The 14697-nt window shown below is 46.9% G+C and carries 11 protein-coding genes, 1 rRNA gene, 1 pseudogene and 1 riboswitch; all 13 genes and pseudogenes read right to left on the bottom strand.

Annotation, left to right across the window (positions count from 1 at the left end):
- Window positions 1-11: 11 nt before the first annotated feature.
- The 13 genes and pseudogenes from purF to rrf all read right to left on the bottom strand — a co-directional run bounded on the left by purF (window position 12) and on the right by rrf (window position 14587).
- A complete protein-coding gene (gene purF / locus AC4E8A_RS01875; protein WP_490196473.1) occupies window positions 12-1433 on the bottom strand; it encodes an amidophosphoribosyltransferase in 1422 nt (473 codons plus the stop codon).
- Window positions 1409-3640, bottom strand: coding sequence for a phosphoribosylformylglycinamidine synthase subunit PurL (purL, locus tag AC4E8A_RS01870; protein ID WP_490196472.1), 2232 nt, complete (start codon window positions 3638-3640; stop codon window positions 1409-1411). The genes purF and purL overlap by 25 nt, the downstream gene beginning before the upstream one ends.
- Window positions 3624-4310, bottom strand: a complete 687-nt coding sequence (gene purQ, locus AC4E8A_RS01865; RefSeq protein ID WP_490196470.1) for a phosphoribosylformylglycinamidine synthase subunit PurQ — start codon at window positions 4308-4310, stop codon at window positions 3624-3626. Before purQ ends, purL begins: the two co-directional genes overlap by 17 nt.
- Window positions 4307-4561, bottom strand: a complete 255-nt coding sequence (purS, locus tag AC4E8A_RS01860; RefSeq protein ID WP_490196469.1) for a phosphoribosylformylglycinamidine synthase subunit PurS — start codon at window positions 4559-4561, stop codon at window positions 4307-4309. The genes purQ and purS overlap by 4 nt, the downstream gene beginning before the upstream one ends.
- Entirely contained in the window at window positions 4549-5274 is a 726-nt protein-coding gene (gene purC / locus AC4E8A_RS01855; RefSeq protein WP_490196468.1) for a phosphoribosylaminoimidazolesuccinocarboxamide synthase, read from the bottom strand. The genes purS and purC overlap by 13 nt, the downstream gene beginning before the upstream one ends.
- A gap of 359 nt (window positions 5275-5633) precedes the next feature.
- Window positions 5634-6929, bottom strand: a complete 1296-nt coding sequence (purB, locus tag AC4E8A_RS01850; protein WP_490196467.1) for an adenylosuccinate lyase — start codon at window positions 6927-6929, stop codon at window positions 5634-5636.
- A complete protein-coding gene (purK, locus tag AC4E8A_RS01845) occupies window positions 6926-8086 on the bottom strand; it encodes a 5-(carboxyamino)imidazole ribonucleotide synthase (RefSeq protein WP_490198750.1) in 1161 nt (386 codons plus the stop codon). Before purK ends, purB begins: the two co-directional genes overlap by 4 nt.
- Window positions 8073-8561 carry a 5-(carboxyamino)imidazole ribonucleotide mutase gene (purE, locus tag AC4E8A_RS01840; RefSeq protein WP_490196465.1) on the bottom strand — a complete coding sequence of 163 codons (489 nt, stop codon included), beginning with the start codon at window positions 8559-8561 and terminating at the stop codon, window positions 8073-8075. The genes purK and purE overlap by 14 nt, the downstream gene beginning before the upstream one ends.
- Window positions 8562-8773: 212 nt before the next feature.
- Window positions 8774-8875: riboswitch (purine riboswitch) on the bottom strand.
- A 77-nt stretch (window positions 8876-8952) separates the two neighbouring features.
- Window positions 8953-9150, bottom strand: a complete 198-nt coding sequence (locus tag AC4E8A_RS01835) for an NETI motif-containing protein (RefSeq protein ID WP_490196464.1) — start codon at window positions 9148-9150, stop codon at window positions 8953-8955.
- Window positions 9143-9679 carry a DUF2179 domain-containing protein gene (locus AC4E8A_RS01830; RefSeq protein WP_490198749.1) on the bottom strand — a complete coding sequence of 179 codons (537 nt, stop codon included), beginning with the start codon at window positions 9677-9679 and terminating at the stop codon, window positions 9143-9145. Before AC4E8A_RS01830 ends, AC4E8A_RS01835 begins: the two co-directional genes overlap by 8 nt.
- Window positions 9680-9966: 287 nt before the next feature.
- Window positions 9967-12543 carry a PAS domain S-box protein gene (locus AC4E8A_RS01825; protein WP_490196463.1) on the bottom strand — a complete coding sequence of 859 codons (2577 nt, stop codon included), beginning with the start codon at window positions 12541-12543 and terminating at the stop codon, window positions 9967-9969.
- A 291-nt stretch (window positions 12544-12834) separates the two neighbouring features.
- Window positions 12835-13012 (bottom strand): annotated as a pseudogene (locus tag AC4E8A_RS01820) (GNAT family N-acetyltransferase); the annotation flags it as partial.
- A 1458-nt stretch (window positions 13013-14470) separates the two neighbouring features.
- Window positions 14471-14587, bottom strand: a 5S ribosomal RNA gene (gene rrf, locus AC4E8A_RS01815).
- Between the last annotated feature and the right edge of the window lie 110 nt (window positions 14588-14697).

The following is a 14697-nucleotide window of genomic DNA, read 5'->3' as shown; positions in this document are numbered from 1 at the left end:
ATTCGTTCCTCCTAGCGTACTAGCTCTTTTTCATAGGGATGCAGGGTGTCTGGGTAAATTTCAGTCGGGTATTTTCCTGTGAAACAGGCAAGGCAGTGTCCCCTGTTTTCAGAAGAATCATTCCGGCCGACTGCTTCAACCATTCCTTCCGTGCTTAAGAAGGTCAATGAATCCGCTCCGATGATCTCGCGGATTTCCTCTACCGAACGTGTACCTGCAATCAACTCTTCATGGGTGCTGGTATCTATTCCGTAGTAACACGGATTCTTGATCGGAGGTGAGCTGATGACGACATGAACCTCTGTCGCACCAGCTTCCTTCAGCATGGTCACGATTCTTTTACTTGTTGTCCCGCGCACAATGGAATCATCCACCATGACCACGCGCTTGCCTTCGACGACGCCCCTTACAGGTGAAAGCTTCATCTTTACCCCTTGCTCCCTCAGTGACTGGGAAGGCTGAATGAATGTCCTGCCGACATAACGGTTCTTGATCAGCCCCATTTCATAGGGGATACCGGATGTTTCCGCATAACCAATGGCACTGGATATACTTGAGTCCGGGACACCTGTGACGACATCCGCTTCAATCGGCGCTTCCTTGGCCAGCTGCATGCCCATCCGTTTTCTCGCACTGTGAACATTGATGCCGTGAATATTGCTGTCGGGTCTTGAAAAATAGACATATTCCATCGTGCAGACCGCTGTACCGCAGGAAATTGTAAATCTTTCGGAAGAGATCCCCTCATCATTGATGATCAGAAGTTCACCCGGCTCAACATCACGAATGAACTCAGCCCCCGTAATATCAAATGCACATGTTTCCGATGCAACACAATAAGAGTCACCGATACGGCCTAGTGATAACGGCCTTAACCCATTAGGATCCAGCGCTACCAGCATTTCCGTTTCGGTCATGATGACAAATGCATAGGCTCCCTTCAGCATTGTCAAAGCATTCTTGACTCGGTCTTTCAATGTTGGAAAACCGCTTCTTTTGATTAAGTGAGCCAACACTTCCGTATCTGAACTTGTTTGAAAAATACTTCCCTGGCTTTCAAGCTGGTGCTTCAGGGCATTGGCATTCACCAGATTTCCGTTATGTGCCAGCGCCAGGCTTCCGTTTCCTGAATGGAAAAGGAGAGGCTGGACATTCTCATATCCGCCGCCTCCTGCCGTTGCATACCGCACATGTCCGATAGCGGCTTTTCCTGTCAGGCCGTCAATTGCCCCTTGCTGGAAAACCTCCGTGACCAGGCCTTCGCCTTTGACGCCTGTCAATTTCTCTCCGTCCGTCACAACGATACCCGCGCCTTCCTGTCCCCGGTGCTGCAGGCTGTGCAGGCCATAGTAAGTCAATTGTGCTGCACTGCTGTTTCCCCAGATTCCAAAAACACCGCACTCTTCATTTAAACCTTTGATTTCAGCAAGCATGGGATGGCTCCTTTCCAAGCTGATTCCAACTCTTCCACAGTTGCAAGAAGGACCACTTTCCCTTCCCCATCGACACATTTAAGATAACCTGACCCGTTCACTTCACCAACAAGCTTCGCATCGGTGACTGTTTGTTCGAACTGTTCCTGGAATTCTTTTTTTACGGAAACGATAAAACGGGATTGAGTCTCACTGAACAATTCCGCGGTGAAATCATCCTTGATTCTAATCGTTGCCCCGAGGCCTTCTGTTCCAAAAGCCGATTCGGCCAGCGCGACTGACAGTCCTCCCTCTGCAATATCGTGTGCAGATGCCGCATAACCCCGGCGGATTGCATTTAACAGGTCATTTTGTCTCTGCTGTTCAATTGAAAGATCCAGCTCAGGTGATTTGCCAAATATCTTTCCATGCATCATTTTTTGAAGTTCGCTGCCTCCGAATTCCTCACGCGCTTCACCAATTACATAAATCAGATCCCCTGCTGCCTTGAACTGCTGGGTCGTGATATGGGAAAGGTCTTCAACCAGGCCGACCATGCCGACAACCGGCGTCGGGTACACGGCTTTGCCTTTTGATTCATTGTAAAGCGAAACATTTCCGCCGATGACCGGCGTTGAAAGTGTACGGCAAGCCTCACTCATCCCATCTACCGCTTTCTCGATTTGCCAGAAGATCTCCGGCTTCTCAGGATTCCCAAAGTTCAGGCAGTCTGTAATCGCAAGAGGCACACCGCCGGAGCAAATGATATTTCGTGCTGCTTCCGCAACCGCAATTTTGCCGCCGACTTCAGGGTCAAGATAGAGATAGCGGGAGTTGCAGTCTGTGGTCATTGCCAGCGCTTTCCTCGTTCCTCTGATCCTTATCACCGCAGCATCGGAACCCGGGCTGACCACTGTGTTGGTACGGACCTGGTGGTCGTATTGATCATACACCCACTCTTTGCTCGCGATCGTCGGCTGAGATAATAATTTTTTCAAGGTATCTTTATAATCAATAATCGTTGGCGCCGCAGCGCTCATGTCCTGGAATTCTCTATAATAAACCGGCTCCTGTGAAGGCTTGTGATAGACCGGAGCATCTTCTGCAAGGGCATCAACCGGTACATCAGCCACAACCTCGCCTTTATGGATAAGCCTTAGTTTTTGATCATCCGTAACCCGGCCGATTGCCACTGCATCCAAGTCATACTTAGAAACAATCTCTTCAATTTCAGCTTCGCGCCCTTTTTCCACGACAATCAGCATTCTTTCCTGAGATTCGGAAAGCATCATTTCATAAGGGGTCATACCTCGTTCGCGCTGAGGGACAAGATCAAGATCCATCTCAATCCCGGAACCTGCTTTGCTTGCCATTTCAGCTGATGAGCTTGTAAGGCCCGCCGCACCCATATCCTGAATACCGACAAGTGCTTCGGATTTGATCAGCTCTAGGCATGCTTCCAAAAGAAGTTTTTCCATGAATGGATCCCCTACCTGAACCGCAGGGCGCTTCTCTTCGGACTCTTCCCCAAGTTCCTCTGAAGCAAAAGTTGCCCCGTGGATGCCGTCACGACCCGTCTTGGCTCCGATATACATCACTGTGTTCCCAGTGCCCTGGGCGATTCCTTTTTGAATATCTTCATGGTTGATCAGTCCGACACACATGGCATTGACAAGCGGGTTGCCTTCATAAGAAGCATCGAATTGCACCTCACCGCCTACCGTCGGGATCCCGATACAGTTTCCATAGCCTGCAATCCCTGCGACTACCTCTTCAAAAAGGTACCGAACACGAGGAGAATCCAGTTCTCCAAAGCGTAAAGAGTTGAGTAGTGCGACAGGCCTTGCTCCCATCGAAAATACATCGCGTATAATTCCGCCGACACCTGTTGCCGCCCCTTGATAAGGCTCGATCGCTGACGGATGGTTATGGCTTTCAATTTTGAAAACAACTGCTTGCTGGTCTCCGATGTCAACAATTCCTGCTCCTTCCCCAGGTCCTTGAAGAACCCGTTCGCCGGTCACAGGGAATTTCTTCAGAACCGGTTTTGAGTTTTTGTAGCTGCAATGCTCTGACCACATAACCGAGAACAGTCCGGTCTCTGTATAGTTGGGGGTTCTTCCGAGAATGTTTTCCACCATTGTGAACTCTTCATCCGTCAGGCCCATCTCGCGGTAGATCTTCTCATCTTTGATTCTGGTTTCATTCGGTTCAAGCATTAACGGCATGTTGTTCCCTCCAGTGCTTTACAATTGATTGAAAAAGTTTCCGTCCATCAGCGCTGCCGAGCAGTTCATCCATTGCTCTCTCCGGATGCGGCATCATACCCAGCACATTTCCTGCTCTATTGGTAATCCCGGCAATATCGGAAATACTCCCATTCGGGTTAGTTCCTTCATATTTAAAAACGATTTGATTATGAGTCTTCAATTCTTCCAATGTCACGTCATCACAGTAGTAATTACCTTCACCGTGGGCCACCGGAATATTTAAAATTTCGCCATCCTCATATCCGCCGGAGAACATCGTGTTATTGTTCTCTACCTTTAACGGAAGTGTGCGGCAAATGAACTTCAAGCCGTCATTTCTGAGAAGGGCTCCCGGCAGAAGTCCTGCTTCCAATAAAATCTGGAAACCGTTACAGACACCAAGTACCGGCTTTCCCGCTTCAGCCGCTTTCACTACTTCAGCCATCACATTGGAAAAGCGGGCAATGGAACCGCAGCGAAGGTAATCCCCATAAGAGAATCCGCCGGGCAAAAGAATAGCATCATAGTCTTCCAGATGATCTGCATCATGCCAAACGTAGTCAACTTCCTCCCCGATTTCGTCCTTGATGGCATGGTACATATCGACATCACAGTTCGATCCAGGAAATACAATCACAGCGAACTTCATTGGGCAACCAACTCCTCGATTTCATAGCGGTAATCCTCAATGACCGGATTCGCCAGCAGCTTGCTGCACATTTCATCGACAGCATCTTCCACACTCTTGACAGACGGGGAGATGGTCAGTTCCATATACTTACCGATGCGCACATCTTCCACCTGGTTATAATCCATGCTGTGAAGCGAATTCTGTACAGCCTTTCCTTGCGGGTCCAATACGCTCTCTCTTAATGTGATGAATACCTTTACTTTGTACATGCTTCTTTTCCTCCCAGTCTCTCAAGAATAATAGAATATACGTCTCTCAGATTGCCCAGGTCCCGGCGGAACACATCTTTATCCAGCTTCTGGTTCGTTTCGATATCCCAAAGCCTGCAGGTGTCAGGCGAAATTTCATCAGCAAGCATGATAGTTCCCTCACTGTCTTTCCCGAATTCCAACTTGAAATCAATCAGCTTGATCCCTGCTTCTTCAAAGATTTCTGTTAAAACAGCGTCCACTTTCAATCCTTGGATCTTCAGGAACTCAACCTCTTCCCGGGTCGCAAGCTCCAGCAGTTCAATGTGGGCATCCGTCAACAGCGGGTCACCGAGATTGTCATCTTTATAATAAAACTCAACGATACTATGTCTTAAAGCGGTTCCTTCTTCCAAACCAAGTCTCTTTGCTAAACTTCCGGCCGCAACATTTCTGACCACAACTTCAAGAGGGATAATGTCCACCTTTTTCACCAGCTGTTCGTGCTCCGAAATCCTTTTGATGAAATGACTCTCAAACCCCTTGTCTTTCAACCTTGAAAACAGCAAACTGCTAATCTCGTTATTCAAGACCCCTTTGCCGCCAATCTCCGCTTTTTTCTCCCCATTAAAAGCAGTGGCTGAATCCTTGTATTCCACCCATACCTCTTCGTTGTTTTCCGTACTGTAGATCCGCTTTGCCTTCCCCTCATATAAAAGACCCTGTTTTTTCATCCCGAGATCCCCTTTTCTCTGCTGAAGACAGCCCGGCTTCACCGCTTTAATGTACTAAAAGGGACAGTCCCTCTTAGCGCTTTAAAGCGCTAAAACAAGTTGAATATTGGCAATCTTCAGTCTGCATTTTGTAAAAAATATATCCAATCACTTCAAACTGATGCGTTATGATGGGAAATGGTATGCCGAGTGACTTGCAGCTGGTACGATTACTCCTGTTTTTTCAAAAAATGTACCCCGCCTGCTCTGCGATCATCATCATCTCTCTTTTTCCAGCAAATAATGCACCCTGCTCTCCCGCTCCTATCAAAAATTTTATAAAAAAAGGAAGAGATCCCTCTCTTCCCTTATAAATTTCCCTACTTCAATCCGCAGCGTTCAAAGATGGTATTAACATGTTTCAGATGATGATTGTAGTCGAAGCAGTCATCGATTTCAGCAGGAGACAGCTTTGATGTGATGGCTTCTTCCTCTTCTATCAGATGACGGAAAGGCACTTGCTTTTCCCATGCTTCCATTGCTTTCGGCTGCACCGTGTCGTACGCAGCTTCGCGGGCCATTCCTTTATCGATCAGGGCAAGAAGGACACGCTGAGAGTAAATCAAGCCGAGCGTGCGGTCCATATTGCGTTTCATATTCTCAGGATACACGGTCAGGTTCTTCACGATATTGCTGAAACGGTTCAGCATATAGTTGAGCGCAATGGTAGCATCCGGCAAAATCACTCTTTCTGCAGAAGAATGGGAAATGTCGCGTTCATGCCAAAGCGGTACATTTTCATAAGCTGTCATCATGTAGCCGCGGATCACACGGGCCATTCCAGTCATATTTTCAGATCCAATCGGATTCCGTTTGTGCGGCATCGCCGAAGATCCCTTTTGCCCCTTGGCAAAAAACTCTTCCACTTCGCGTGTTTCACTCTTTTGCAGGCCGCGGATTTCCACAGCAAATTTTTCGATCGATGTAGCAATCAATGCGATGGTGCTCATATAGTGCGCATGGCGGTCACGCTGCAGGGTCTGTGTTGAAACCGGAGCCGGTGACAATCCAAGTTTTTCACAAACATAAGATTCTACAAAAGGATCGATGTTTGCATATGTTCCGACTGCACCGGAAATCTTTCCGAATTCGACACCTGCAGCTGCTTCTTTAAAACGATCCAAGTTCCGCTTCATCTCTTCATACCAGAGGGCAAGCTTCAAACCGAATGTCGTCGGCTCCGCGTGTACACCGTGGGTTCTGCCCATCATGACCGTATCTTTATGTTCAATCGCTTTCTGTTTCAAGATCTCAATGAAGTTTTCCAAGTCCCTCATGATAATTTCGTTTGCCTGGCGAAGCACATAAGACAATGCTGTATCCACGACGTCCGTAGAAGTCAGGCCGTAATGGACCCATTTACGTTCTTCCCCAAGTGTTTCAGAAACCGCTCTTGTAAAAGCCACCACATCATGACGTGTTTCTTCTTCAATTTCTTTGATGCGATCGACATTAAAGCCCGCATTTTCTCTTATTTTCGCGACATCTTCTTTTGGGATATCCCCAAGTTCCGCCCATGCTTCACAGGCTAAAATCTCCACCTCGAGCCATGCCTGGAAGCGGTTCTCCTCTGTCCAGATCGCTCCCATTTCAGGTCGTGTATAACGTTCAATCATGATTGTTTTCCTCCGATCATTTCTATACTGTTCCATATGTTTGTTTCATTCAATTCGAGCAAAGTGGATTCTATATTGCTCGTCAGCACCGTCACATGCCCCATTTTTCTTTTAGGCTTTGCTTCCTCTTTGCCGTAAAGGTGAATGGACCAGTTTGGCTGAGAAGGGATATGTTTAATCACTGCATCCAGATGCTCCCCTAAAATGTTGACCATGACAGCCGGCTTGATAATATCTGTGCTTTTCAGGGGCCAGTTGCAAATGGCACGGATGTGCTGGCCAAACTGGGATGTTTCACAGGCTTCGATTGAAAAATGGCCGGAATTATGAGGACGCGGCGCAAGTTCATTCACATAGATATCGCCAGTTTTGGTCAGGAACATTTCAACCGCAAGTGTCCCCACCGTATCCATGGTCTCCGCCACTTTTTTCGCTGTACTAACAGCCTTCTCATTGTCAGCATCGCTTATTCTCGCAGGAGCAATCGTCTGATGGAGAATGTTCTCCTTGTGGATGTTCTCCACAGCAGGAAACACACTCATTTCTCCGGAAGGGTTCCTGGTGACGATGACGGAAACCTCTTTGTCAAAGGACATCCACTTTTCCAGAACACAGGGGCCATTAGCAAGCAGTCCGGCTGCTTCTTCTATGTCTGCCGCTTCATAGAGAACGACCTGCCCTTTCCCATCGTAGCCTCCGGTAGCTGTCTTCAGAACAACAGGGTAGCCAAGATCTTCAGCTTTTTCGCCAATCTCTTGTTCACTTACGATGACTTCATAAGGAGCAACATCCACTCCGCCATAGACAAGCGCTTCTTTTTCGGCAATCCGGTTTTGAGTGATACGGATCAGCTCAGCTCCCTGAGGAACATACGCCTTTTCGGTCAGGCCTTTCAGTGCTTCATAATCAATATTTTCGAATTCATATGTAATAACATCGCTTAGCTCAGCAAGTCTTTCCAGTGCTTGGCCGTCCTCGTAATCTGCAATGATCACCTCATCTGCCACTTGTGCACATGGGCCATCGCTGCCCGGGTCTAAAACGACAATTCTAAACCCCGCTTCCTTGGCAGCCAGAGCCATCATCCGCCCAAGCTGTCCACCGCCGATAATGCCGATCGTTTGCCCAGGATCAATCACTTGTTTATTCAAGGTCATCACCGCTTTCCACTACTTTTTGTCTCAGCGCTTCCCTGCTGCTGTCCAGCTTCCGGGCAATTGCCTCATCCTGTGTGGAAAGAATCTGTGCTGCCAGCAATCCGGCATTCTTCGCACCCGCTTCCCCGATCGCCACCGTGGCAACCGGCACACCGCCCGGCATTTGGACGATGGAAAGAAGTGAATCCAAGCCGTTCAATGCTTTCGTCTGGACAGGAACCCCAATGACAGGGAGAGTCGTCTTGGCTGCAACCATTCCTGGCAGATGGGCCGCCCCGCCTGCACCGGCAATGATTACTTTCAGCCCTCTTTCCCTGGCGCTCTCAGCATAGTCAAACATCAAGTCAGGGGTCCTGTGTGCAGAAACCACTTTTTTCTCGTAAAGGATGCCATACTCATCAAGAATATCACATGCATGCTTCATTGTTTTCCAATCAGAAGTACTTCCCATCACAACTCCTACTTTAAGCTGCATATCTCCGCCTCCTGGAATCTATTTTCCCTTTAGCGCTTTAAAGCATCCGGGGACAGTCCCCCGGTGCTTTAAAGCGGTAAAGACTTGTATACCTGATACATTGCCTTGCTAAAACACAAAAACCCGGATTAACGCTTCTCATGAGAGAAAGCAGTTAACCCGGGCCCAACAGCCGGGACCACTCCAAAAATGGATAGACCCCGCCTGTTCTCCAGACAGCTACTTTCCCTCATAGTCCGATCATTTACGGTAACCGGGTAGATACTTATGGGCCATATTCCCAAGATTATATGAGGGTGTTTACTTGTTGTTTTCATCATAACAACACCACATCGTAACTGTCAACGAAAAATCGAACAATAATAAATTTCAGAAAATTAACGTTCGTGTTTCAGTCCATCTTCCTTCCTTCGAATACAATCTTTTGCCGGACAGGGACATATTCAACCTTTTCATTATTCTTCTCTTCACTAAATACCGGCTTCTCCAGCCTTTTCACAGGGGCATACCCTTCCTGCTTCATTCTGTCCAAGCATGCTGAAATGCTTTCATTTTCTTCAACTTCAAACATCTTCTTATTTTTACTCATTGGCAGACAAATTTTCCTTTCTGATTTTCCTTACCGCCTTCACCCAGAATCCGCCGTGTATCGTCTTCGGTTCATAGGCAATGATGAAGGCTTTCGGATCCAGTTCCTTAATGGTTTGGTACAGCTTCATTTCATTCTTACGGGGTGTCAGGATCTGCATTGCCATCCGGTCGCCTTCAAGACCATGAGCAGCCCAGTTCGTCACTCCATATCCATTCATCCTTAACTTATCAGGGAGAGACTTATCATAATCTGCCGTAATCACATTGACCGTAATGTAGCCAAGTGCAAGCTTCTCTTCGATTTTCATACCCGCAATGACACCAAGCCCATATCCGACAGCATATGCGACCAGGTTTTGGATCTGGTCCAGGTTATCGAGCACAAGGCCCAGCCCCACAACATATATTACAACTTCAAACATGCTGACAAACGCAGCAATATACCGGTAACCCTTTAATGTAAGAATCATCCGGATGGTAAAAAATGAAACGTATACTATATTGATGACCAGAATAATTGCGACCATGATCAAACTGTTTTCCAGCACTCCCGTTTTCCTCCCATCAGATTCAGACAGCAGCTGTAATCCATGATTTCTACTTACTCTACTAGAACTTTCCCTTTTTGTGAACTGTTAATCCGGGATTCTCCAAGAATTAAGCTCTTTTCTTCAACTTTGCTGCTATACACTATGAATTCCAAAAAACAATGATAATTCTCCTGAAAAATCTCTGTATTCATGCCTTGTGGATGTCTCGAAGATAAATTCTATACGAAAAACATAAAAGAAAAAGAGAATGGTTTCCCACCCTCTTAGTGCTTCTTTTCTTCCAACGGCAAGCTGACCTCGACCAGTGTCCCTTTCCCCAGTACACTTTTAATGACCAGATTTCCATTATGTTCATGAGCAATTTTTTTGCAAAGCAGGAGGCCGAATCCAGTCCCCTTCTCTTTAATAGAATAAAAAGGTTCCCCCAGAAACTTTAAACGCTCAGGGGAAATTCCTGCCCCATCATCCTTAATACTGACCACACTATATTTATCTTCCCGCATCAATGATATATCTATATTTCCGCCGCCGGGCATCGCTTCTATACTATTGTTGATAATATTAAGGAACAGCTGTCTAACTTGCTCCTTTACTCCAAGAATGATTTGGTCTGTGGGGTGAAAAAGATTGATCTTTATCCCTCTTACTACCAATTGATTTTCCAACTGTTCCATTAGTGGAAGAATGACATCGTCCACAATCCGTAATCTTTCCTTTTGGAGAGACTGCGGCTCTGCCAAAGTCAAAAATTCACTGGTGACCATATTGATGCTTTCCAACTCTCTTAAGACGATATCAAGATAACTGTCATCAACCTCATTCTCATCCTTCATAAATTTAACAAATCCAAGACTGCTTGTCAGTGGATTCTTGATTTCATGGGCAACCCCTGCAGCAAGCTTCCCCGCCAAGGCCAGCTTTTCCTTTTCTTTCATAATTTTATCAAGTTCTACTTTTTCCGTGATATCATGAAAAGTCGCGATCACCTTTTCAATGGAATCTTCCTCTTCCTCAAAAACATTCCGTGTATTCACAAGGACCCATCTCACTTCCTTGAATTGAGGGTGATAAAAGCCCATGACAAAATTATTGATTTCTTGTTTGGTCCTGACTGCTTTTCTCCAAGGATGTTCCTCCAATTGAAGCTTTTCTCCATTTTCATCAACCAGCTGCCAATCATGATTTTTGAAATGAAACCCCATGATTTCACCCTTGTCCACCCCAATAATTTCTGCAGCATTCTGGTTGGCGTAAAGAATCTTTCCTCTTACATCCTGTACTGTGATCCCGCATGCAATGGAATCATAATATCTCTCCCGCTGTCTGTTGAGTAAAATTCTGTCCGTAATATCATACATCGTGATTAATGCGCCCTCTTCAAAACCAAGTGGAAGAACTTTCACTTCAAAATATTTTTTGACTCCCTTAACCAACAGAAGGATTTCCGCAGACTCCTTTTTCAACAAACCGGGCAAATCAATCGATACTTGCCCCTCACTCAAACAAGAAACCATGTTGAACAGTTCTTGGCCGTTTAAACCGACTAAATTAGGTGGGGCAACACCGAGCAGGTTCACCAATGATTGATTAACAAAGGTTACCCTTAGATCCTTACAGAGGCCAATGATGATTTCATCAGTGGAACTCAACACATTCTCCATTTGGCGGTTCACTTTTACCAGGTTACTTTCTGCCTGTTTTCGCAAGCTCACATCCCGTATGACAAGGTGACTATATTTCCTTTTCCGAACCATATTGGTTATCCCTTTTACCTCCACCGTCACACGGCTGGAACTTGGCCTGATGATTTCCAGGTCGATAATATGGTGGGTAACGTTCTCATTGCTCAACAGTCCCTTGAAATAACTGATCGCTTTCTCTCTATCGTAAGGATGCACCCTTGAAAACAGGGAGGTCATCTTCGCTGCTGTAGAGGGATATCCTAAAATTTTCTGCGCCTCTTCATTAAGATAAATCATGTTTTCTTCCTCAAAAACTACAATACCGTCCGGATTATCCTCCACCAGACTCCTGTACTTTTGAGTGCTTACCAGCAAAGTGTTTTCGTATTCTTTTCTTTGTGATATATCAATTCCAGTTCCAACGATATAACCTCTTTCAGAATCATCTTCATTTAAAAAGGATACAGACCACTGAATATAAAGACGTTCTCCACCTTTTGAAATCCAGCAGCTTTCATAAGTTTGATCAGACGCAAGCCCATCCTGACAGTTAATCAAAAGTGGTTCCTTCTGCTTGTCATCAAAAAGCAAATCCCATATTGCCTTCCCCTGCAGTTCATCAGATGTGTAGCCTGTCTTCGCTTCACAATATTTATTAGCACTGATGATGCTCCCTTTTTTATCCATGATGATAATATACGACTGTACACCATTCAGCAGCTCCATGGTCCTATTCTTATCGGCCAGCCACTCATCTTGCATTTCTTTTTTCAACTCGATATTTTTGATTGTACTTAAAACATAAAAAAATCCCTTCCATTCAAGCAATGACGACTTGATCTCAACTACTGCTGATTCACCATTCTTCGTCTGAAGCTCCATTTCGTGCGAACCCTGCTTATTTTTAATTAGCTGGTCTTTCATAAAACTGAAAAGCCTGCTGCTTATATTGGAGAACAGCACCTCCTCAGGATCCATTTTCAACAATTCATTTTTGTTATATCCCAGCAGCTCACACGCCGCAGGATTGGCATCCACCAGGAAACAGGTATTGAATTCATCATCAAACCGAGAAATTAATACGGCTTCATCCACATGGTCATAGAAGGCAGAAAGTAGAACAGGAATCTCTTCACTTGCTGCGGTCGGGGTTTTCATGCCTCCCACCCTTTCTATTTACTGAACAGTTTTTTTAATAATAGAGTACACGGTATAAGAAGTCTTTGCGAGGAGTGATTGATGTAGGCGGCAAGAGCAGAAATATCAGGGGATTCCATACTGTTGCGAAAGACTTATTTCGAACTCTGAAGTATATGATAAAGGTATGCTAAAAAGACAGAAAAGTCAATCATATTTTTCGAACAATCAACCTGAATTTGAAGGCACAGATGGAAAGCTTGAGCGTCCTCAGCACTCATAATTCCAATGTCATGGACCGGTTATTGGCAGCCTCCTCAAATGACGGAGGTTCATAGATTTAATCTCACCATGCTGCAAGTCCATTTCCTTAAGAACACCACAGCCAGCCAACTCTCCACCTTCCAGCACTCCAAAACGTAATCTCCGGCTTCCTCAATCTCTCGTCCTCGACCTTCTTGCTCCTCTCCGCCCGAGCTGTGGTCTTGATTAAAGTCCGGAACTACACAAACTGTTCGTTCTGATTCTTTTTCGCACAAAAAAAGAGCACCCCTTTGGGTACTCTTTTGATTGCCTGGCGATGTCCTACTCTCACAGCGGAGCCCCAACTACCATCGCCTCTGAAGGCTCGGACGGCGATGAGCGGCGAATCTCTTCGTCCGCTTCGCTCGTTCACATCCTCATGGGCAGAGCCCACTCCGGTGTTCTCTCCCTCTCGTCCTTGACCTTCTTGCTCCTCTCCGCCCGAGTGGTGCTCTTGATTAAAGGCCGGAACTACACAAACTGTTCGTTCTGATTCTTTTTCGCACAAAAAAAGAGCACCTCTTCGGGTACTCTTTTGGTCGCCTGGCGACGTCCTACTCTCACAGGGGGAGTCCCCAACTACCATCGGCACTGAAGGCTCGGACGGCGATGAGCGGCGAATCTCTTCGTCCGCTTCGCTCGTTCACATCCTCATGGGCAGAGCCCACTCCGGTGTTCTCTCCCTCTCGTCCTTGACCTTCTTGCTCCTCTCCGCCCGAGCTCTGCTCTTGATTAAAGGCCGGAACTACATAACCTGTTCGTTCTTCTGATTCTTTTTTACACAAAAAAAGAGCACCCCTCGGGTACTCTTTTGGTCGCCTGGCGACGTCCTACTCTCACAGGGGGAGCCCCCAACTACCATCGGCGCTGAAGGCTCGGACGGCGATGAGCAGCGAACCTCTTCGTCCGCTTCGCTCGTTCACATCCTCATGGGCAGAGCCCACTCCGGTGTTCTCTCCCTCGCGTCCTTGACCTTCTTGCTCCTCTCCGCCCGAGCAGTGCTCTTGATTAAAGGCCGGAACTACATAACCTGTTCGTTCTTCTGATTCTTTTTTACACAAAAAAAGAGCACCCCTCGGGTACTCTTTTGGTCGCCTGGCGACGTCCTACTCTCACAGGGGGAGCCCCAACTTCCATCGCCACTGAAGGCTCGGACGGCGATGAGCGGCGAATCTCTTCGTCCGCTTCGCTCGTTCACATCCTCATGGGCAGAGCCCACTCTGGTGTTCTCTCCCTCGCGTCCTTGACCTTCTTGCTCCTCTCCGCCCGAGCAGTGCTCTTGATTAAAGGCCGGAACTACACGACCTGTTCGTTCCTCTGATTCTTTTTTACACAAAAAAAGAGCACCCCTCGGGTACTCTTTTGGTCGCCTGGCGACGTCCTACTCTCACAGGGGGAGCCCCCAACTTCCATCGCCACTGAAGGCTCGGACGGCGATGAGCGGCGAATCTCTTCGTCCGCTTCGCTCGTTCACATCCTCATGGGCAGAGCCCACTCCGGTGTTCTCTCCCTCGCGTCCTTGACCTTCTTGCTCCTCTCCACCCGAGCAGTGCTCTTGATTAAAGGCCGGAACTACATAACCTGTTCGTTCTTCTGATTCTTTTTTACACAAAAAAAGAGCACCCCTTCGGGTACTCTTTTGATTGCCTGGCGACGTCCTACTCTCACAGGGGGAGATCCCCCAACTACCATCGGCGCTGAAGAGCTTAACTTCCGTGTTCGGCATGGGAACGGGTGTGACCTCTTCGCCTTAATCACCAGACTGTATGAAGTTGACAGAACATCGTTCTCTCAAAACTAGATAAAGGTCATGAAGAATCAGAAAGGATTCCGAGTTTCGCTATTTTGCAATCCAGCTCCGGCGGCTATTAA

The organism is Bacillus sp. SRL337 (assembly GCF_984799155.1).
This window is presented reverse-complemented; position numbering and strand designations above follow the sequence as displayed.

Bases quoted from the DNA above. Each gene is read 5' to 3' on its own strand.
- purE (WP_490196465.1), bottom strand. From the start codon at position 8,561: ATGCAGCTTAAAGTAGGAGTTGTGATGGGAAGTACTTCTGATTGGAAA.
- AC4E8A_RS01835 (WP_490196464.1), bottom strand. From the start codon at position 9,150: ATGAGTAAAAATAAGAAGATGTTTGAAGTTGAAGAAAATGAAAGCATT.
- AC4E8A_RS01830 (WP_490198749.1), bottom strand. From the start codon at position 9,679: ATGGTCGCAATTATTCTGGTCATCAATATAGTATACGTTTCATTTTTT.
- purC (WP_490196468.1), bottom strand. From the start codon at position 5,274: ATGAAAAAACAGGGTCTTTTATATGAGGGGAAGGCAAAGCGGATCTAC.
- AC4E8A_RS01825 (WP_490196463.1), bottom strand. From the start codon at position 12,543: ATGAAAACCCCGACCGCAGCAAGTGAAGAGATTCCTGTTCTACTTTCT.
- purQ (WP_490196470.1), bottom strand. From the start codon at position 4,310: ATGAAGTTCGCTGTGATTGTATTTCCTGGATCGAACTGTGATGTCGAT.
- purK (WP_490198750.1), bottom strand. From the start codon at position 8,086: ATGACCTTGAATAAACAAGTGATTGATCCTGGGCAAACGATCGGCATT.
- purF (WP_490196473.1), bottom strand. From the start codon at position 1,433: ATGCTTGCTGAAATCAAAGGTTTAAATGAAGAGTGCGGTGTTTTTGGA.
- purB (WP_490196467.1), bottom strand. From the start codon at position 6,929: ATGATTGAACGTTATACACGACCTGAAATGGGAGCGATCTGGACAGAG.
- purL (WP_490196472.1), bottom strand. From the start codon at position 3,640: ATGCCGTTAATGCTTGAACCGAATGAAACCAGAATCAAAGATGAGAAG.
- purS (WP_490196469.1), bottom strand. From the start codon at position 4,561: ATGTACAAAGTAAAGGTATTCATCACATTAAGAGAGAGCGTATTGGAC.